We start from the raw sequence: 19,057 nt of genomic DNA on the forward strand, positions 1-19,057 counted from the left end.
GACCGGCCCGGTTCACGCGATTATTTATTACGGATCGGAATCCAAATTTCGCTGTAATAGTTTTCATCCTCATTGCCTTTCGGATAATCCGCGACGTTGGTGTACCGTTCAATGTTGTACCCCGCCGCGATTTCATAATCTCTGCAGTTGGGCAGCCATTCCGAGTAAATTTTTTCATTTACCTCCTGCAGTGCCTTAGGCATTGGACCCTTGCAGGCAAAAACGGCCCAGGTGTGCTTTGGAATCACCTTTGTGATGAATCCGTCCGGCACTTCCTCGGACGGATTATAATCGTCTGCAATCAAATATTCAAACGTATCGGAGCCCTTGCTTTCCTCCATGCACACGCCGTACATGCCGCAAACAAATTTTCCTTTGCCTGTTTGATAATGTTCCGTCCAAAACTGCGGAATCTTCGTTTTTGCGTCGTCATACGAAAATGTTTTGGACACGCCCATAACCGTAAACGATTCTTTCTCCACAATCTTGTAATCCATGATATAACCGCCTTCCAAAGAAAATTTGATTTTGAGCGGGGCGAACGACCGGATCATTGCCCCGTCCTTTCGGACAGCCGTGGGGGTTACGCCATGGAATCGAGTAAACGCCTTAGTAAAGCTGTCCGGTGAATCGTAGCCGTACTTCAGCGCAATATCGATGATTTTTGCATCCGTGGACACCAGTTCACTGCCGGCAAGGGTGAGCCTGCGCCGCCGGATATATTCCGCGACCGTAAAGCCGCAGAGCATGGCAAAGCCTTTTTGAAAATAAAACGGAGACACCATCGCCCTTTTTGCAATCTCCTCTACGGTAAGGTCCTCCGTGATATTTTCTTCGATATAGCGGATTGCGTCGCCGATTCCTTCAATCCAACCCATAGCCACCACTCCTGTCGTGTCTTTATCTTATCTCTTTTCAAACGGTTCCGCCCGATTTTTTGTGTTCACTTTTGTCGGCATTCTATCCAAAGGACCTTCGGTTTTGTTCCTTTGAATGCCGCTGCCTTCCCTTTTTATTCTATCATGTTCGTTTGGAATCGTCGAACGGTGAAATTTACGGTGTGGATTAAGTAAAACAAATATCTTTCTGCTAAGAAAGCGCCGCGTCAATCCGCCTAATTCGGGGAACTGACGCGGCGCTTTTGCAGCCGCTTTTCTTCACATTGATTTAATCCGCATCCGGACTTCCGATGCGGCGAAAGCGCTCGTAACGCTTCTGCAGCAGCAGAGCAGGCTCCATTTCCTTTTCCCGCCGGAGCGTTTCCAACAGGTCGCTGCGAAGGCCGTCGCAGATTTGGCTGAAGCTGCGTTCGGCTTCGGGAATAATCCGTTCCACCACATTCATCTGCAGCAGGTCCTGCGCGGTCATTTTCAGGCAGCGTGCGGCTTCCCGCGCTTTGGATTTATCTTTCCAAAGGATGCTGGCACAGCCCTCTGGGGAAATCACCGAGTACACCGCGTTTTCCATCATCCAGACTTCGTCGGCCACCGCAAGTGCCAGCGCACCGCCGCTGCCGCCTTCCCCAATCAGGATAGAAATCACCGGGGTATTCAGGGTCATCATCTCCATCAGATTTTCCGCAATCGCCTGACCCTGCCCGCGTTCCTCCGCGCCGATGCCGCAGTAGGCGCCGGCAGTGTCTACAAAGCAGACCACCGGACGGCCGAATTTTTCCGCCAGCTTCATTTGGCGAAGTGCCTTGCGGTAGCCTTCCGGATGCGCCATGCCAAAATTGCGGCGCACCTTTTCCCTGGTGTCCCCTCCGCGTTCATGGGCAATCACCGTGACCGGCATTCCGCACAGCTGCGCCACACCGGCCACAATCGCCGGGTCATCGCCAAACCGGCGGTCCCCATGCAGCTCGATAAAATCCGAAAAAATCGTCTGAATATACTGCAAACCGGTGGGCCTGCCCTTGGCCCTGGCGGCCGTTACTCTGTCGTATGCTTCCATGGGTCCCCCTTCCCGTGAAGCGCGAGAAGCTTTGCGAGGTAAGCCTTCTGGTCGGGGCGCTTCACAATATCATCCAAAAATCCTTTTTCAAATACGAATTCTGCTCGCTGGAATCCCGCCGGAAGCCGCTGGCGAAGGGTCTGCTCAATGACGCGCGGGCCGGCAAACCCAATGAGCGCCTTGGGTTCGGACAGCGTAATATCCGCTTCCATCGCAAAGCTGGCGGTCACACCGCCGGTGGTCGGGTCGGTTAATACTGCTATATAAAGATTGCCCGCGTCGCTGTGGCGTTTGACAGCTCCGCTGGTTTTCGCCATCTGCATCAGAGATAAAATCCCCTCCTGCATGCGTGCCCCGCCGGATACCGTATACCCCACAACCGGGAGGCTGTGCTCGGTCGCATACTCAAACAGCCGTGTAATCTTTTCCCCCACCACGGTGCCCATGCTGCCCATCATGTAATATGGCTCCATCACAAACAGGCCGCACGGATTGCCGCCAATCTTCGCCGTACCGCATACCACGCCCTCGTTTTCCGCACTTTCCAGACGCGCGTGCCAGAGTTTTTTTTCATAATTCGGAAATCCCAGTAGATTCGAGGAACGCATCTGCGCATCCATTTCCTGAAAGGAACCGGCGTCCGCAATCAAATCAATGCGCTGCCGGGCATTCATGCGGAAATGATACCCGCACTTCGGGCAAACGCTGAAGTTCTCACTTAAATCCTCGGTCAGCAAAATAGATTTGCAGTCCGGGCAGGAAACGCACATCTGATCCGGCGCGTCCGGCGAAGGGATTTTCACATGACGGTCATAGGATTCCAAGGCGTTTTTCGGTTGTTTAAACAGATTGCGATTCAACATATTCAAGACCATCCTTTCGCAGAAAGCCGGAGGCTTCGGCCGGTTCGGCCGAACGCCGAAAGCGAAGCTTCCAGTTTAAAAAGTCTGTTTTGAAACTTTACCCGCCTTCTCCAGCTTTTCCAGAAAACCGGTGTCGTAATTTCCGGACTGAAAATCCGGTTCGCATAAAAGATTCCGATACAAATCGGCATTGTGGTCCACGCCCTCCACAACCAGTTCGCAGAGCGCCGCCTTCATTTTGCGAATCGCTTCTTCCCGGGTCTGCGCGTGAACAATCAGCTTGCCAATGAGGGAATCGTAAAAAGGAGGAACCATATAGTCCTGATACAGCGCGGTGTCGAACCGGACCCAGGGGCCGCCCGGCGTGTGCAGCAGCGTGATTTTCCCGCTGCTTGGCCGGAAGTTCAGCGCCGGATTTTCGGCATTGATGCGACATTCAATCGCGCAGCCCTCCACCTGGACGTCTTTCTGGTCGAAAGAGATGGGAACCCCCGCGGCAATACGGATCTGCCACTTTACAAGGTCAATGCCCGTTACCATTTCCGTAACGGGATGTTCCACCTGAATTCGGGTGTTCATCTCCATAAAATAAAAATTCTGATCCCGGTCCAGCAAAAATTCAATGGTCCCGGCGTTTACATAATGCGCTGCACGAGCCGCCTGTTCCGCTGCCCGCGCCATTTCCTCGCGCGTTTTTTCGCTCAGCAAGGCACAGGGGCTTTCTTCTATCAGCTTCTGATGTTTCCGCTGAACCGAACATTCGCGCTCCCCCAGAACAACGACCTTTCCCTGGTGGTCGCATAAAATCTGCATTTCAATATGTTTTGCGGGGAACAGGTATTTTTCCAGATAAACAGCACCGTCCCCAAAAGCGGTCTGCGCTTCGGAGGAAGCCAGACGAAACGCCTGTTCAAATTCTTCCGCGCAGTTTACCATGCGGATTCCGCGACCGCCGCCGCCGCTGCGGGCCTTAATTAACAGCGGGTAGCCGATGCGTTCCGCTTCCTGTGCAGCCTGGGCCGCGTCGGTTACCATGGCGCTGCCCGGAATGACGGGCACGCCGGCGGCCTGCATGGTTTTACGCGCCATATCCTTGTCGCCCATTTTCGAGATGACTTCCGCAGGCGGGCCGATAAAGGCAATATGACACTGCGCACAAAGCTCGGCAAATTTCGCGTTTTCCGAAAGCAGGCCGTACCCCGGGTGAATCGCCTCGGCACCGGTCGCTATAGCGGCGGAAAGAATCGCCGTGCAGTTCAAATAGCTGTCCTTTACCGGTGCAGGCCCAATGCAGACGCTTTCATCCGCCAGGCAGACGTGCAGCGCTTCCCGGTCCGCTTCGGAAAACACGGCAACTGTGGAAATTCCCATTTCTTTGCAGGCGCGGATGACGCGCACGGCAATTTCCCCGCGGTTGGCTATCAGAATTTTTGAAAACAAGGTTTCCACCCCTTTTCTCTCACTGTGATGTAAGGGCAAAGGAAAGTTCCGCGCTGACCGCCAGTTTTCCATTCACCGTCCCCTTCGCCTGGATAAAATAAAAGGGTGGCCGGCTTCTAAGCAGGCTGCATTCCACCATCAGCGTGTCGCCCGGAACCACCGGGTGCTTAAAACGCACTTTATCCAAACCGGTAAAAAGCGGAAGTTTGCCGCGTACCTGCTCTGCAAGCAGCACGCTGGAAATCTGCCCCATCATTTCGCACAGAACCACGCCGGGCACAATGGGCCGCTGGGGGAAATGCCCCTGCAGGAACCATTCGTCCCCCTTTACGGTATAGCTTCCAACCGCTAAATTTTCCTCTTTTAATTCCGCTTCATCTACAAGCAGCATCGGCTCGCGGTGCGGAAGGATCGTTTTCAGTTCTTCCCGGTTCATAAAAAATCCTCCGTATCTCCGCGCATTTATTTATGTAAGCAAAGGTCGTTCCGCGCGGAAAAACGCCCACAGCCTTTCAGCGCAATTTAAATAAGGTCTGACCGTATTCCACAACCTGCCCGTTTTGCGCACAGATTTCTACAATTTCGCCGTCCGTGTCTGCATTCAGCTCGTTCAACAGTTTCATAGCTTCAATCACGCAAAGAACGTCGCCCTTGCTCACTTTAGAGCCCACCTGCACATAGGGTTCACTTTCCGGAGACGGCGCGGCGTAGAACACGCCGACCATCGGGCTTTTCACTTCCCGGTAAGCGGAAACGGGCGCCGCCGGCTGATCCACACACTCTGAAATCGCGGTCGGAACCGCAGCCGGCACGGCAGAAACCGCAGCTGCCGCTGCGGTTTGCTTTTCCAATCGTATTTTGGTTTCTCCCTCGGTGACTTCCACACAGGTCAAGCCGCCTTCGTTCATAACCTGAATCAGAGAGCGAACGGTTTTCAGGTTCATAAAGCGGCGCCCCCTTCCAGCTTTTTAAAGATCAGGCAGGCATTATGGCCGCCAAAACCCAGATTGGTGGAAAGCGCATAATCCAACTCTGCTTTACGCGCCGTATTCGGCACGTAATCCAGGTCGCAGTCCGGGTCGGGCTCCTGATAATTAATAGTAGGCGGCACGATGCTGTCTTTCATGGCAAGCACACAGGCAATGCATTCTACTGCGCCCGTTGCGCCCAGCATATGCCCCGTCATCGATTTCGTGGAGCTGATCAGTGCATGTTTCGCCTGTTCGCCCAGCGCGTTCTTGAACGCCAGCGTTTCCGTTTTGTCATTCAGCGGCGTACCCGTGCCGTGTGCGTTAATATACAGCCGTGCGTCGCGCGGCATCCCGGCTTCCTGCACGGCCAGCTCAATGGCTTTGGTCGCACCGATGGCATCCGGCTGGGGCGCAGTCATATGGTATGCGTCGTTGGTGTTGCCGTAACCCACCAGTTCTGCGTAAATTTTCGCGCCGCGTTTCACCGCGTGCTCATATTCTTCCAGAATTAGAATACCACCGCCTTCTCCCAGAACAAATCCGGCACGGCGTTTATCAAACGGAAGCGAAGCACAGGACGGGTCGTTCACAGTGGTCAGGGCCATACAGTTGGCAAATCCGCCGATGGTCAGCGCATTGACGGTTGCTTCCGAGCCGCCCGCAATCATGGCATCGGCATAGCCGTGGCGAATCGCGCGGTACGCTTCTCCAATCGCGTTTGCGGAAGTGGCGCACGCTGTGGTAACACACATGGACGGACCCTGCGCGTGAAAGCGGATGGCCACATTTCCCGCCGCGATATTCGCAATCATCTTCGGAATGAAAAACGGAGAAATGTGCTTTGGTCCTTTTTCGAGCAGAGTAGTGCATTCCTCAATAAAAGTTTTCATTCCGCCGACACCCGAGCCAATATAAACACCCAGGCGTTCCGGGGCAACCTTGCCGTCAAGCCCGCTGTCTTCCATGGCCTGCACGGCGGCGGCCATCGCATACTGCGCGTAAAGGTCGGTTTTCCGCACAGAGGCTTTTTCCATATAATCCGCCGGGTTGAAATCCTTCACTTCGGCGGCAATCGTCACTTTACTGTCAGAGGGGTCGAACTTGGTAATATAGTCGATGCCGTTGGTCCCAGCCAACAGGTTTTTCCAGAACGATTTCACGTCATTGCCGACGGGGGTAACGGCACCCAAACCGGTTACAACTACTCGCTTCATTTTAAGCCTCCCTGTAAATACCTATTCATTAAATGCAAAGACCGCCATCCACACGGATGACTTCCCCTGTAATATACTGCGCACCGTCCCCGGCAAGAAAAGCTACCAGTTCCGCAACTTCCTCCGGCTTTCCGGCGCGTTTCATCGGCACAGCGGTAAGAATGGCCTCCCGCGCCTTCTCGTTTACCGCTGCAGTCATATCCGTTTCAATAAATCCCGGCGCAATGGCATTGCAGGTAACACCGCGCCCGGCCAGTTCCTTCGCCACGGTTTTGGTCAAGCCAATCAGGCCCGCCTTCGCCGCGGAATAGTTTGCCTGCCCTGCGTTGCCGGTCAGCCCCGCAACGGAGCTGATATTAATAATCCGCCCGGAGCGCTTGCGCATGAAGTGGGAATAGCAGTGCTTAATCATGTGGAACGCGCCTTTCAGGTTTGTTGCCACCACTGCATCAAAATCCTCTTCTTTCATGGAAAGAACCAGTCCGTCGCGTGTAATGCCTGCATTATTTACCAAAATGTCGATTCTTCCGAAATCGGCAAGAATTTGTTCCACCAAATTTTTGGTCGCGTCAAAATCGGAAACATCACAGCGGTATGCCCGCGCCGTAACGGAGCCGGACGATGCCTGCGCGCAAACCTCCTGCGCCGCCTGCTCGTTTCCCGCGTAAACAACCGCCACATTCGCGCCGTTTTCCGCCAGCTTTAATGCAGTCGCCCGGCCGATTCCGCGGGAACCTCCGGTAACCACTGCCACCTGACCCTGCAGCAAAATGAATTCCTCCTTTATCGTGGCCAGCTTCTTCCGGATCTTTACCGAATCCGATTGGAAGCACCTTTTAAAATTTGTTCCGCTTCTAGGAACATCTCTTGAATCATTTCTTTTGCCGTTTGCTCTTTATTCACTAACCCGGAACATTCCCCTGCGAGAAAGCATCCGTTGGCCTCGTCCCCCTCCCGCGCGGCAAGGCGCAGCGCGCCGGTTCCAAGGCGTTCCAGCTCTTCTTTGGTAATGGAAGGATCGTTTTCCTTCTTCGCAAATGTACGGGAAAAATTGCTTTTCAGGGAACGCACGGTATCACCCGTGCGAATTCCGGTTACAATGGTATCAATGTCCTTTGCCTTCAGCACCTTGTCTTTGTACACCTGACTGATGGTGCATTCCTTTGCCACCAGAAAGCGCGTGCCTACCTGAACGCCATCCGCGCCGAGCATCAGCGCCGCAGCAATTCCTCTGCCGTCGGCAATGCCGCCCGCGGCCAGCACAGGAATCTTCACGGAGTCGCATACCTGAGGCACCAGCGCCATGGTATGCAGTTCGCCGATATGCCCGCCGCTTTCCGCACCTTCCGCAATAACCGCGCAGGCGCCGCGTTTTTCCACCAGGCGTGCAAAGCCAGTGGAAGCGACCACCGGAAGTACCTTTATCCCTGCTTCCAGCCAGGCCGCCATATATTTTCCAGGGTTTCCGGCGCCGGTCGTCAGCACGGGGACATGCTCCTCAATTACCGTGCGCGCCACTTCCTCCACAAAGGGGCTCATCAGCATCACGTTCACGCCGAAGGGACGGTCTGTCATTTCCCTGCATTTGCGGATTTCCGCACGGAGCTGTTCCGCGTTGGAATTCATTCCCGCAATTACGCCGAGCCCGCCCGCGTTGGAAACCGCAGACGCGAGGGAAGCGTCTGCCACCCATGCCATTCCACCCTGTATAATCGGGTATTCAATGCCCAGCAGTTCACAGATTGGTGTACGAATCATTTTCGCATCCTCTTTTCCAGTTTCTTGGTGGGTTAACCCCAACGAATCACGCATGCCCCGGTGGTCAGTCCGCCGCCGAACGCGGAAAGCGCCAGGTATTCCCCGCTGTGGAACACGCCTGCGCGGTTCAGTTCGTCCATCAGGGTTGGTATTGCGGCGGAAGATATGTTCCCGTGTGTTTCAATATTGGTATGATAGCGGTCTTCCGGAATATTCAGATGTTTGATTGCCGTATTGATGATCCGGATATTGGCCTGATGCGGCAGAACATGGTGAATGTCCTTTTGTTCCAGACCGGCTTCCTCAATAACCAGTTTCAGGTCATGGGCCATCGCGTTCACTGCGAATTTATAGACGTCCTGGCCGTGCATGGTCAGTGCAATCGCAGGTTTTGGCGTACGGTTGAACGGGGAATTTCCGCTGACATTCGGAATAAACATCACGTCCGGATCGCCCTGCGCAGAAAGATGAATGGAAAGAAGGTTGTCGCCCTCCCCCAGCACTACCGCGCCGGCCCCGTCGCCGAACAGCACGCAGGTGCTCCGGTCCGTCCAGTCCAGCAGCTTCGACATGTTGCAACTGGAAACCACCAAAACCTTTTTAACACGTTTGCGCGCAAAAAAGCCCGCTGCCACGTCCAGCGCATAAATAAAGCCGGAACAGGCGCCGTTCAGGTCGAAAGCAGGGCAGTGCGCACCCAGTCTTTTTTGCAGCACGCAGGCCATGGAAGGCGTAATGTAGTCCCCGCGGACGGTGGTGCAGATGATCAAATCCAGATCATCTCCCGTAATTCCGGCATTTTCAAGGGCGGCCTGTCCGGCCTGCTCCGCAATATCCAGAATCGTTTCCGTCGTGCAGATATAACGGCTTTTGATTCCCGAGCGGGAATAAATCCACTCGTCGGACGTATCCAGAAAGACGGCCAGTTCGTCGTTTGTAACGGAACGGGCCGGGTGGGCACTTCCGGTGCCGATAATTTTAAAGCTCATTTCTACCTCCGTAATTGTTTTTTCACGCAGTTCAGTGACTATAGACTTTTCCGGTTTAAACCGTCAAAACGGGACGGCTTTATTATATCACTTTTTTATTCTGCTTTTTAGAGAATTTTTAAGCTTTACAGCAGGTGCCTTTGTGGAAAACGCATTAGAACGACAAGATTTTACCTTTTTTCGTATTTCTTTTTCGACATTTTCCAAAATCTCGGAGCGTTTCAAAATTTCCTGCTTCGCCATTTCACGAAGCTTGTATTTCTGCACCTTACCGCTCGCAGTAACCGGAAATTCTTTCATAAACCACACATAAGCCGGCACTTTATGGCGTGCCATGTGGGTGCGAACATAATCCCGGATTTCCTCATCCGTCAAGCTGGCACCCTTTTTTACGATGATGCAGGCCATGATTTCTTCCCCGTACTGTTCACTAGGCACGCCAATGACCTGTACATCCTCCACCGACGGGTGAGTATAAATAAATTCTTCAATTTCTTTTGGATAAATATTTTCTCCCCCGCGGATAATCATATCTTTAATCCTTCCGGTAATCCGGAAGTACCCGTGTTCGTCCACCGTGGCAAGGTCCCCGGAATGCAGCCACCCATCCTCATCCACTGCCTGCTTGGTTTCCTCCGGCATTTTATAGTAGCCCTTCATGGTGTTGTAGCCGCGCGAACAAAACTCGCCCGGAACGTTAGGCGGCTGAATTTTGCCGGTGGCGGGGTCAATAATCTTCGCCTCCACTCCCGGCAGGACCCGGCCGACGGTGCAGACGCGCGCTTCCAGGGAATCGTCGGTCGTCGTCATGGTGCAGGCCGGGGATGCTTCCGTTTCCCCGTAAGTGATCGTAATTTCCTTCATGCCCATTTCCTCAATGACCTGGCGCATTACCTTTTCCGGGCAGGGCGAACCGGCCATGATGCCGGTACGGAGCCTTGGAAAATGGAATTTTTTGAAGTCCGGGTGGCCAAGCTCGGCAATGAACATGGTGGGAACCCCATGCACCGCAGTACATTCCTCATTCTGCAGGGCCTGAAGCACCCAAATGGGGCGGAAATATTCAAGCGGAACCATGGAGGCAGCATGCGTCAGGCAGGCCATAACGCCCAGCACCAGCCCGAAGCAGTGAAACAGCGGTACGGGGATGCAGAGCTTATCCTCGTGCGTAAACTTTAGGCAGTCGCCGATTCCCTTTCCGTTGTTGACAATATTGTAATGCGTCAGCATGACGCCCTTGGGGAACCCGGTCGTACCGGAGGTGTACTGCATATTCACAATATCGTGCGGGTCAAGGGAAGCGCGCACTTTGTCGTATTCCGAATCGCTGACCTGATCCGCAAATTGGTATAATTCCTTGAAATTATAGGTTCCCGGAACCTGTTTTTCGCCCACGTAAATCACAGACTTTAAAAATGGAAGTTTGGGTTCCTTCAGTTCACCAGGTTTGCTGTTCTTCAGTGTGGGGCAAAGCTGGTTGAGCGTTGCAATGTAGTCCGCGTCCTTAAAGCCATCCATATAAACCAACGCTTTGGCGTCCGACTGCCTCATCAGGTATTCCAGTTCATAAATTTTATAATTGGTGTTGACCGTAACCAGCACGGCGCCGATTTTCGCTGTGGCAAACAGAGTAATCAGCCATTCTGGAATATTTGTTGCCCACACGGCAACATGGTCCCCCTTGCCAATTCCGATGGCCAGGAAGCCTTTGGCGACACGGTCGCACTCCTCGCGGAATTCTTTCCAGGTTCTGCGGTAAGGGCGGTCAATGTACTTAATCGCTTCGCGGTCCGGATAGGTGGCGGCGACGCGGTCTAAAAGCCCTCCCACGGTGTCGTCCAGTGCATTCTCTAGTATTTTCTGCATGTCGGTTCCCTCTCTTCCAGATGATTTATGATAGGCGGATAATCCGTCGCATAAAAAAACCTGCGCCCTGAATGGGATGCTGGAATCAACCAATCGTTTTTATATTAAACGATATTATATTACGTAGTTTTAATTATTATATTATATCATTGATGTTTTTAAATAACAAGTTTTGTTAGAATACCTGTAAATAAAATCGTCTAATTTCGTATAAATCAATAAATACTTATTGTATTTTAGGCACTTTTCATGTCAGTTTTACAAATGTAACATTTTTACAGAACGATTCGCCCAAACAGAACCGTAACAGAAAATTTTCATTTTTTACCTTACTTCTCTACGCAAATGTTGTATAATAGGCAATAGCTTAAAATGACAATAAATAAATTGCATAGGGAAATCAGCTGCGCAGTTTTTTACCAAGGCGGTGCCCGCCCATCCGGGCAAGCCTGCGCCGTGCCGCCGCGCGGAGAAATAAAATTACCTCAGCTGTTCTCTTATGAGGATGTTTATGCAAACAAAGAAATCAAACCGTGGAAAAAATATTTTCGCGGCTATTACTATTGCGTTTTCCATAGGGTTTCTAACTTTTCTGTTGCAAACGGAAAGCGGCATAAAAAGCCTTCGTCATATTTTCTTTCACCTAAAACCGGTCTGGCTTTGCTGGATTGCTGCCGGCGTTCTGGCGGGGTGGTTTTTGGAAGTCTATGTGATTCACCTGTTCTGCAAGCATTTAAAAGCGGATTGGACGTTCCGCCAGTCTTTTTACATTGCCATGGTTGGATTTTTTTACAGTTCCATCACCCCCTTTTCTGCAGGGGAACCCATGGAAGTATACTGCATGGTCAAGCAGGGTATGGATACCGGAACTGCGTCTTCGGTCATCGCTGTAAAGTCTCTGGTTCACCATGCAGTCACTTTTGTTTATGCCTTTGTGCTGGTGGCGTTTGAACTGAGCTACTTCCAGACAAGAGTTTCCAACTTCTCGTTTGTTGCGCTGTTCGGGCTGTTTACCAACAGCATTTTTATTTTCTCTGTCATCTTGTTCCTTATCAATGAAAGGCTCACCAATTCCATTTTAAATGCGCTTGTCCGCCTGCTGAAACGGTTGAAGATGAACAAGTGGGCAGAAAAATGCTATACCATCGTACACAGTGATTTGGAAAACTTCCACGGCAGTTTTAAAAAAATGGGGAAAAGCCTTCCGCTCTACACCTTCGCCATTTCTCTGACTCTGGTGCAGATTACGATTGCGAGCCTGATTTCCTATTTTGTATACCGCAGTTTTAACCTGCGCGGCGAACCCGTTTATATCATGGTTGCGGCGGATACGTTTGTTACCATGGCCGCTTCGTTCATCCCCCTGCCTGGTTCCACCGGGGGTGCGGAAGGCGGATTCTACCTCTTCTTCCGGGAGTTTTTCGGGAACACCATCGTTCCCGCCATCGCGCTGTGGCGCATTGCAACATTTTATGTGAATATTCTCTTCGGCGCAATCATAACCTTCGTCGGGGCAAAAAAACTGAAACCGCGGGAGGCGGAAAACCCGGAAACGGAAAACATCGATTGAATTAACAAAGAACTGTGAGGGATCAGCTTGGTAATTATTGAATTTTTAAAGGCTGTTGTACTGGGCATTATTGAAGGGTTGACGGAATGGCTTCCCATCAGCAGCACAGGGCACATGATTCTGGCGGATGAATTCATCAAATTGGACCTGTCGCCTGCGTTTAAGGAAATGTTTTTGGTGGTCATCCAACTTGGCGCAATTATGGCCGTTGTGGTATTATATTTCCACAAACTCAACCCGTTTTCCTCCCGCAAGACGGCAATTCAAAAAAAAGAAACCTTTACCCTTTGGGGTAAGGTTCTGGTGGCCTGCATTCCGGCCGGAATCATCGGTGTTTTGTTTGATGATGAAATTGACCGGCTGTTTTATAATTACGTTACCGTTGCCATCACACTGATTGTCTACGGCATTCTGTTCCTGTGGATTGAAAACCGCAACCGGGGAAAATCCCCACTCATCCGAAGCGAATCCGCCCTTTCGTACCGCACTGCGGCGCTGATCGGCGTGTTCCAGGTTCTTGCGCTGATTCCGGGCACCTCACGTTCCGGCGCAACAATCATCGGTGCAATGCTGCTGGGTACCTCCCGAAGTGTTGCCGCAGAATTTACCTTTTTCCTGGCGATTCCGGTCATGTTCGGTGCCAGCCTGGTTAAGCTGCTTAAATTCGGCTTTGCGTTCAGTTCCTTAGAGCTTGGCGTTCTGCTGACCGGTTCGGTGGTAGCCTTTGTAGTTTCTATTTTTGCCATCCGCTTCCTGATGGGCTATATTAAAAAGCACAACTTCAAAGTGTTTGGGTATTACCGAATCGTACTCGGCGCGATTGTGCTGCTGTACTTTATGCTTCGCACGCCGGCATAATACGAACGACTCAGCTGTCATGCAGGCTCGCGAAAAACTTCTTAGTAAAAAGGGTATTGCAAAATGAATTTACATTCATTTTGCAATACCCTTTCATTGTTGACGCGGCACAAGCAGCATTTCATCGTAGGCGCTTCTTTATTCGTCCCGCCAGATTTCTTCGCCGAATGAACGGATAAATTCGCTGAGTTCGTCGGACATTTCCTCTGCTTCCGAAATCCGAATATGGCCCGGCGTTCCGCAGCCGTTTTTACGGTACAAAAAGTGCACGATTTTCGGATCGTTCAGGCTTCGGCAGACCTCCTCAATGGAACGGTCCCAGCTTTCGTCATGGCTTAGGATGGTGGTGGAAAGGATAATTAGTGCGCGGGGGTAAAGCTCTCTCAGCCGGCGGACAAAGGCTGCATAGTGTGCCCGCCAGTTCTGCGACCGTGCGGAAGAATAATCTTCCTTCATATAATCCTCCGGATGGCTGTCGTTCTGCCCCAAAGCCACAATCACAACATGCGGCGTATAGCGGCGGAAATTCCATGGCTTCAGCGTGCCAAGTTCCGGATTATATTCGATTTTATCGTAGGTTTCCTCCATGCCCACATAATCCGGGCCACAAAACCACCCGGTTCCGTGCAGCAGAGCGATTCCACCCTGGGCGATGTCGTGCAGCTGAGCATTCAGCTTGCGCGCCGTCATGGCAGAATAGGAATACCAAGCATTGGAGTACTCGCCGTGATGTTCGGGGTCCGGCTGCCCGGTGTACTGCACTGCTTCGGACAGTTCCCCTGCGGAAACGGAATCGCCATACACCTCAATTCTTCGCTGTGGCAGCGGAGCGGGGGCGGAAATCAGCGCCCCTTTGTCCACAACAAATCCCTGAAGCGTAAAGATATGGCAGGAATCCATACATTTAAAGAAGAAAATTTCATGTTCTTCGTCTTTCAGGTTCTCCCCCAGTGTAAGGCATACGGTCGTGCCGTGCTCGGGTATCTGCAGCTTTATCAGCTTGCCGTCCAAAAGGGCCCCTACGTAGTTGTCCCAGCACTGCCTGCGGTTCAGCAGCAGAACTTTGACCCGTGTTCCGGTAAAGCGGAATTTTACCGACGTATAGGGGTAAACAAACACCGGGGCGTCAGGAACATCGAAATCGATGCGCCCGCAGTACTGCAGCGCAGGGTGATTGGGAAAAACAATTTGTTCTTTTTCGGTAATGAATTTTGTAAGCTGCAAGAATAGCACCCTCTTTTAACGTTTTCGAAACGCCTGAATCCAGTCGCGGTAGGCATAAAAGCTGTCTTTCGGGATGCGCTTCAGTGTTTTGTAATCCACATAAACTAAACCGAACCGTTTGGAATACCCATTGGCCCATTCAAAGTTATCCAGAAACGACCAGCTGAAATAGCCCTGAATTCCAAGCCCCATCTGATTCAGGTGATCCACTTCTTCCAAATGGCGGCGCAGGTAATCCACCCGCTCCTGGTCGTGCACGCACCCGTTTTCCACTCGGTCATCCCACGCGGAACCGTTTTCTGTAATATAAATTGGTATAGAGGTATATTCACGCGTGTCGCGCACCAATCTTTCCAGCGCCTCCGGATGGATATCCCAGCCAATGTCGGTCTTCGGATAGTCCGTTTCCGGGTGCCCGATGAGAATCGGAGAGGCCGGGTCATAATTCACATAGCAGTGGGAATAAAAATTCAGCCCGATAAAATCAATCGGTTCGGCAATGCATTCCAAATCCCCGGGTTGAAGAAAAGCAAACCGAGTCCCGCACTGCGCCGCGAACAGTGCCGCCATATCAGTGGGATAGCTTTTGCGGAACAGCGGGTCAAGGAACCAGCGGTTCTGGTAGCCTTCCTGCATGGAACGAGCCAACTGGTCAGGAAAAGTGTCGGTTGCGGCGTAAACCGGGGTAGAATTCAGCGTGATTCCGATGGGATGTTTCCCGCCCATCGCGCGGTACACCCGCACCGCACGTCCATGCGAAAGCATCATGTGGTGCGCGGCAATCATCGCCTGTTCCAGGCCATGCTTTCCGGGCGCATGTGCCCCAATATAATAGGAGAGGAACGAGGCACACCACGGCTCATTGTGGGTAATCCACATGGAAACGTCCGCGTCCAGCTTTTCAAAGCATTTACGAGCAAATTCTTCGAACCAGTCCACGCATTCCCGGTTCAGCCAGCCTCCCAAATCCTCCGCCCACTGTGGAAGATCCCAGTGGTAAAGCGTAACGGCGGCGGTTATTCCGTATTTCTTCAGTTCTGCAATGACATTCTGATAAAACCGCATTCCGTCAGGGTTGTAGCGCCCTTTTTCCGGAAAAATGCGCGGCCAGGAAATCGAAAACCGGTAGCTGTCGATTCCCAGTTCACTCATCAGCCGGATATCTTCCTTGTAATGGTGGTAATGGTCACAGGCAATTTCCCCGGTGTCCCCGTGGTCAATTTTGCCCGGTTGTGCGCAGAATGTATCCCAAATACTCGGTGTTCTTCCGTCTTCGCGGACGGCTCCTTCCACCTGATACGCCGATGTGGCGACGCCCCATACAAACTTTTTCTTCATAAAGGCCTTGAACCCCTCTTTCCGTTCCCTCAAATTGCACAAATTAAGCTCATTATAGCACGACGAAAAAGTGGTGTAAATAATGCAAAAAAGAATTTTGCCGTTGGAAAAAACCAAAAATTCGATTGAAAAATCGTGAATTTTAACCGATTTCGCATCTAACCATCACAAAGCGAAAATTCCTAGGACGGATGAATTTTCAAAGTTGAACATTTTCAAATATAAAAAATATCCCGCGGAATTTCATCACGCGGGGTATCTTTTGCAAAGCATTTCTATTGTTCAGGAAAGACAATGTTCCGGTCGAAATTTTTCGGTGGACAAAGCTTGATTTTGCTGCGCCGATGCGTTAAGTTAAAGAAGGTAAAAAAAGCCGGCCCGCCGGTTTTGGCTACACGAGGTACTTGCAACATGAATGGAATATGCGGGGAGATATAGAATGGACAAAAATGAAGTGTTAAAACGCATTCAGCATGGTTTGATTGTGTCCTGTCAGGCGCTGGAAAACGAACCGCTTCACAGCTCATTTATTATGAGCAGAATGGCGCTCGCGGCATTTCAGGGTGGGGCCGTTGGAATCCGTGCAAACACGCCATCTGATATTATCGAAATCAAAAAGACAGTAAACCTGCCGGTCATTGGCCTGTACAAGGTAAACTATAATGACAGTGAGGTTTACATTACGCCTACCATGCAGGAAATCGATGCCCTTGTGCAAGCCGGTCCGGAAATTATCGCGATGGACGCAACCAAAAGAATGCGCCCCGGCCACCGCACGTTATCCGAATTTTTTAAAGAGGTCCGTCAAAAGTACCCTGACCAGCTTTTCATGGCAGATACCTCCTGCTATGAGGAAGGGGTTCAGGCACAAGAGCTGGGCTTTGATTTGGTCGGCACGACCCTGTGCAGCTATACCGAATATACCAAAGGCACAAAAATCCCGGACTATACACTGATGAAGCAATACGTGGATACGCTGAGCATTCCGATAATCGCCGAGGGCGGCATATGGACCCCGGAACAGCTGAAAAGCGCACTGGATACCGGCGTTTGGGCTGCCGTGGTCGGTACCGCCATTACAAGGCCCCAAAGCATTACGGAGCGCTTTGTAAATTACATTCAATGCGGTTAAGTAAAATTCCCAGCCAGCAAGTGGAAAGGAAAGAAATCACAAATATCAATCTTAGTCAGCCAGATAACTCCAAACAATAAACTAAGGGCAGTCTATAATTCCAAGTGGTAATTATAGGCTGCCCTGTTTGATTGGGTAAAAATAATCGGCTTACGCCATTTCGCGGTACTTTTTCAGCAGATAGTCGGCAAGTTGTTCTGCGCCCGTTGCCGGAGCGCCTTTTTTCAGGCTCACTTCAAATACCGGTGCCTGAGAAACCGCGTGAAGTCCCTTTAAGAAGTTCTCACTGTCAAATCCGACCGCATCTTTCAGGTCGCATTTTGTAAGCGCGACCGCGTCCACATAGCTGAACATAGGAACGTACTTAAACGGCTTGTCGTCGCCTTCCGGCACGCTGGCCGCAAGCAGGCGAACCGCCTCGCCAAGGTCGAACTCGGCAGGGCAAATCAGGTTGCCAACGTTTTCAATAAAAACGACTGCGTCCTTTAAATCGATCTGCTCCGCACCATCGCGGATAACGCGTGCGTCCAAATGGCATTCCCCGCAGGTATTAATCTGGGACGAACGAATGCCCTGTTTTTCCAGGTTGTCCGCGTCAATGGAGGACGCGATGTCGCCTTCGATGACACCCACCTGCACACCGGCTTTGCGCAGCTCCTGCGCAACCGCGGAGATAAGCGTCGTTTTTCCCGCGCCGGGGGCACCCATCAAATTGACTGCCAGAATATGCCGGGAAGCAAAATAAGAGCGGTTTTCCTCTGCCAGCTTGTCGTTTGCTTCCAGCAGCTCTTTCATAATAATAACTTCCATACCTTAATCCCCTTAACTTTTTAACCTTTTCTGTTTTTCCCGAACCGATTCCTTCCCACCGGGCTGCACAAAACATTGCAAATGCCGCGGTTTTAATGGATGGCCGGGCCTTTAAGTTCCGTCAAATGACCGGATGTAGAATTCGCGTCCGGTATCTCTCATCAGCACGGAATCCCCGCCGCAGTCGGGGCATTGAAAGCTGCTTCCCTTGTGCGGGAATACCTTGCCGCAGGTTCCGCATTTCAGCGAAGCGGGCACGTACTCAAACACCAGTTTCGCATCGGAGCAAACCGTATCTTTTGAAACAATCTCAAAATACATCTGCACCGATTCGTCCACGACGGAGGAAAGCTCGCCAAGCACCAGGTAAATCTTCGTTACCCGGCTGAGGCCGCGCGCTTTCGCTTCTTCTTCCACGACACGCACGACATCCAGAACAATCGGCAGTTCATGCACGTTTTTTCACCCCATGTCCGATTTCGTACCGGAAATCAAATAGAATTCATCGTTATCTGCAAGCAGGTCGATGGAAAACCACCGCTTCCAAACCGCCGCTTCTTCCCGTGCCGGGCGCAGCGGCCAGGAAAGTCCGCTTACTTCTCTGCCTTGATGGCGAAGATTGATGCGTTCTCGGCTTTCACTGTGGGCAATCAGGAACCTTCCCCTGGGTTTCAGCATCTGGGAAACCTGCTGCGCAAGCGCAGGCTTGTCCGGAAAATGCGGATATGCGCTGTACAAAAAAGCCGCGTCAAAACCGGTTTCCGCAACGTCGAAAAGGTCGCCCGCATAAAGCCGGATGTTTGGCTGCGCAAATTTTTCGCGCGCCTTTTTCAGCATTTCATCAGAAAGGTCGATTCCCAGAAGAAGCTCCGGCTCCCGTTTCAAAATCTCCGGAAACAGTACCCCCGTGCCACAGGCAATATCCGCCACACGAAAGCCCTTCCGAATTCCCGCCAGCGTAACGATGGCCGCAAGTTTGTCACTGTTATGGCTGCACTTATTATCCCAGTTTTCTGCGCAATTGTCAAAAAATTGTTTCATTTTTCGATTGTGTTCCCGACCGTTTTCCAT

At 51.6% G+C, this 19,057-nt stretch carries 19 protein-coding genes; 3 read left to right on the plus strand and 16 right to left on the minus strand.

Going from position 1 to position 19,057, the window contains the following annotated elements:
* Positions 1 to 20: 20 nt before the first annotated feature.
* From ACSVDI_RS12810 to ACSVDI_RS12860, 11 genes are all read right to left on the minus strand, one after another.
* Complete coding sequence (locus tag ACSVDI_RS12810; protein ID WP_457943441.1) at positions 21 to 878, minus strand: AraC family transcriptional regulator; 858 nt, start codon at positions 876 to 878, stop codon at positions 21 to 23.
* 289 nt (positions 879 to 1,167) lie between these two features.
* Positions 1,168 to 1,953, minus strand: coding sequence for an acetyl-CoA carboxylase carboxyltransferase subunit alpha (locus ACSVDI_RS12815; protein ID WP_457943443.1), 786 nt, complete (start codon positions 1,951 to 1,953; stop codon positions 1,168 to 1,170).
* On the minus strand, positions 1,932 to 2,816 hold the full coding sequence (accD, locus tag ACSVDI_RS12820) for an acetyl-CoA carboxylase, carboxyltransferase subunit beta (protein ID WP_457943444.1): 885 nt from the start codon (positions 2,814 to 2,816) through the stop codon (positions 1,932 to 1,934). Before accD ends, ACSVDI_RS12815 begins: the two co-directional genes overlap by 22 nt.
* Positions 2,817 to 2,891: 75 nt before the next feature.
* Positions 2,892 to 4,256, minus strand: a complete 1,365-nt coding sequence (accC, locus tag ACSVDI_RS12825; protein WP_457943445.1) for an acetyl-CoA carboxylase biotin carboxylase subunit — start codon at positions 4,254 to 4,256, stop codon at positions 2,892 to 2,894.
* Positions 4,257 to 4,275: 19 nt separating this feature from the next.
* Positions 4,276 to 4,692, minus strand: a complete 417-nt coding sequence (fabZ, locus tag ACSVDI_RS12830; RefSeq protein WP_457943447.1) for a 3-hydroxyacyl-ACP dehydratase FabZ — start codon at positions 4,690 to 4,692, stop codon at positions 4,276 to 4,278.
* A gap of 76 nt (positions 4,693 to 4,768) precedes the next feature.
* Entirely contained in the window at positions 4,769 to 5,200 is a 432-nt protein-coding gene (accB, locus tag ACSVDI_RS12835; RefSeq protein ID WP_457943449.1) for an acetyl-CoA carboxylase biotin carboxyl carrier protein, read from the minus strand.
* Positions 5,197 to 6,441, minus strand: a complete 1,245-nt coding sequence (gene fabF / locus ACSVDI_RS12840) for a beta-ketoacyl-ACP synthase II (RefSeq protein WP_457943451.1) — start codon at positions 6,439 to 6,441, stop codon at positions 5,197 to 5,199. The genes accB and fabF overlap by 4 nt, the downstream gene beginning before the upstream one ends.
* Before the next feature lie 28 nt (positions 6,442 to 6,469).
* Positions 6,470 to 7,210 (minus strand): 3-oxoacyl-[acyl-carrier-protein] reductase, encoded by a 741-nt coding sequence (gene fabG, locus ACSVDI_RS12845; protein ID WP_457943453.1) that lies wholly within the window; start codon positions 7,208 to 7,210, stop codon positions 6,470 to 6,472.
* A gap of 41 nt (positions 7,211 to 7,251) precedes the next feature.
* Complete coding sequence (locus ACSVDI_RS12850; RefSeq protein ID WP_457943454.1) at positions 7,252 to 8,199, minus strand: nitronate monooxygenase; 948 nt, start codon at positions 8,197 to 8,199, stop codon at positions 7,252 to 7,254.
* 32 nt (positions 8,200 to 8,231) lie between these two features.
* Positions 8,232 to 9,188 carry a beta-ketoacyl-ACP synthase III gene (locus ACSVDI_RS12855; RefSeq protein ID WP_457943455.1) on the minus strand — a complete coding sequence of 319 codons (957 nt, stop codon included), beginning with the start codon at positions 9,186 to 9,188 and terminating at the stop codon, positions 8,232 to 8,234.
* Positions 9,189 to 9,275: 87 nt separating this feature from the next.
* Complete coding sequence (locus tag ACSVDI_RS12860; RefSeq protein ID WP_457943457.1) at positions 9,276 to 11,054, minus strand: AMP-binding protein; 1,779 nt, start codon at positions 11,052 to 11,054, stop codon at positions 9,276 to 9,278.
* Positions 11,055 to 11,565: 511 nt separating this feature from the next.
* Between ACSVDI_RS12860 and ACSVDI_RS12865 the strand changes: the two genes are divergently transcribed.
* Together ACSVDI_RS12865 and ACSVDI_RS12870 are read left to right on the plus strand one after the other, a co-directional pair.
* Entirely contained in the window at positions 11,566 to 12,624 is a 1,059-nt protein-coding gene (locus tag ACSVDI_RS12865; RefSeq protein ID WP_457943458.1) for a lysylphosphatidylglycerol synthase transmembrane domain-containing protein, read from the plus strand.
* 27 nt (positions 12,625 to 12,651) lie between these two features.
* Entirely contained in the window at positions 12,652 to 13,482 is an 831-nt protein-coding gene (locus ACSVDI_RS12870; protein ID WP_457943459.1) for an undecaprenyl-diphosphate phosphatase, read from the plus strand.
* 138 nt (positions 13,483 to 13,620) lie between these two features.
* Here ACSVDI_RS12870 and ACSVDI_RS12875 read toward each other — a convergent pair whose 3' ends face one another.
* Complete coding sequence (locus ACSVDI_RS12875) at positions 13,621 to 14,706, minus strand: electron transporter RnfD (protein ID WP_457943461.1); 1,086 nt, start codon at positions 14,704 to 14,706, stop codon at positions 13,621 to 13,623.
* A 15-nt stretch (positions 14,707 to 14,721) separates the two neighbouring features.
* The gene (locus tag ACSVDI_RS12880) at positions 14,722 to 16,044 is read right to left on the minus strand and encodes a GH1 family beta-glucosidase (RefSeq protein WP_457943462.1); all 1,323 of its coding nucleotides are present in this window, start codon (positions 16,042 to 16,044) and stop codon (positions 14,722 to 14,724) included.
* Positions 16,045 to 16,483: 439 nt separating this feature from the next.
* On the opposite strand from ACSVDI_RS12880, the gene ACSVDI_RS12885 reads away from it, so the two are divergent.
* Positions 16,484 to 17,176 carry an N-acetylmannosamine-6-phosphate 2-epimerase gene (locus tag ACSVDI_RS12885; protein ID WP_457943464.1) on the plus strand — a complete coding sequence of 231 codons (693 nt, stop codon included), beginning with the start codon at positions 16,484 to 16,486 and terminating at the stop codon, positions 17,174 to 17,176.
* 150 nt (positions 17,177 to 17,326) lie between these two features.
* On the opposite strand, the gene hypB is transcribed toward ACSVDI_RS12885, so the two are convergent.
* The 3 genes from hypB to ACSVDI_RS12900 form a co-directional block, all read right to left on the minus strand.
* On the minus strand, positions 17,327 to 17,986 hold the full coding sequence (gene hypB, locus ACSVDI_RS12890; RefSeq protein ID WP_457943465.1) for a hydrogenase nickel incorporation protein HypB: 660 nt from the start codon (positions 17,984 to 17,986) through the stop codon (positions 17,327 to 17,329).
* Between the two features lie 111 nt (positions 17,987 to 18,097).
* Positions 18,098 to 18,442 (minus strand): hydrogenase maturation nickel metallochaperone HypA/HybF, encoded by a 345-nt coding sequence (locus ACSVDI_RS12895; protein ID WP_457943467.1) that lies wholly within the window; start codon positions 18,440 to 18,442, stop codon positions 18,098 to 18,100.
* Positions 18,443 to 18,448: 6 nt separating this feature from the next.
* Positions 18,449 to 19,057 carry a class I SAM-dependent methyltransferase gene (locus ACSVDI_RS12900; RefSeq protein ID WP_457943469.1) on the minus strand — a complete coding sequence of 203 codons (609 nt, stop codon included), beginning with the start codon at positions 19,055 to 19,057 and terminating at the stop codon, positions 18,449 to 18,451.

The organism is Caproiciproducens sp. LBM24188 (assembly GCF_054130445.1).

What these genes read in the sequence shown, in the direction of transcription:
- ACSVDI_RS12810 (WP_457943441.1), bottom strand. Translation starts at nt 878, where the DNA reads ATGGGTTGGATTGAAGGAATCGGCGACGCAATCCGCTATATCGAAGAA.
- ACSVDI_RS12855 (WP_457943455.1), bottom strand. Translation starts at nt 9,188, where the DNA reads ATGAGCTTTAAAATTATCGGCACCGGAAGTGCCCACCCGGCCCGTTCC.
- ACSVDI_RS12860 (WP_457943457.1), bottom strand. Translation starts at nt 11,054, where the DNA reads ATGCAGAAAATACTAGAGAATGCACTGGACGACACCGTGGGAGGGCTT.
- fabZ (WP_457943447.1), bottom strand. Translation starts at nt 4,692, where the DNA reads ATGAACCGGGAAGAACTGAAAACGATCCTTCCGCACCGCGAGCCGATG.
- ACSVDI_RS12850 (WP_457943454.1), bottom strand. Translation starts at nt 8,199, where the DNA reads ATGATTCGTACACCAATCTGTGAACTGCTGGGCATTGAATACCCGATT.
- fabF (WP_457943451.1), bottom strand. Translation starts at nt 6,441, where the DNA reads ATGAAGCGAGTAGTTGTAACCGGTTTGGGTGCCGTTACCCCCGTCGGC.
- hypB (WP_457943465.1), bottom strand. Translation starts at nt 17,986, where the DNA reads ATGGAAGTTATTATTATGAAAGAGCTGCTGGAAGCAAACGACAAGCTG.
- ACSVDI_RS12880 (WP_457943462.1), bottom strand. Translation starts at nt 16,044, where the DNA reads ATGAAGAAAAAGTTTGTATGGGGCGTCGCCACATCGGCGTATCAGGTG.
- accD (WP_457943444.1), bottom strand. Translation starts at nt 2,816, where the DNA reads ATGTTGAATCGCAATCTGTTTAAACAACCGAAAAACGCCTTGGAATCC.
- ACSVDI_RS12885 (WP_457943464.1), top strand. Translation starts at nt 16,484, where the DNA reads ATGGACAAAAATGAAGTGTTAAAACGCATTCAGCATGGTTTGATTGTG.
- ACSVDI_RS12900 (WP_457943469.1), bottom strand. Translation starts at nt 19,057, where the DNA reads ATGGAAAACGGTCGGGAACACAATCGAAAAATGAAACAATTTTTTGAC.
- ACSVDI_RS12865 (WP_457943458.1), top strand. Translation starts at nt 11,566, where the DNA reads ATGCAAACAAAGAAATCAAACCGTGGAAAAAATATTTTCGCGGCTATT.
- ACSVDI_RS12815 (WP_457943443.1), bottom strand. Translation starts at nt 1,953, where the DNA reads ATGGAAGCATACGACAGAGTAACGGCCGCCAGGGCCAAGGGCAGGCCC.
- accB (WP_457943449.1), bottom strand. Translation starts at nt 5,200, where the DNA reads ATGAACCTGAAAACCGTTCGCTCTCTGATTCAGGTTATGAACGAAGGC.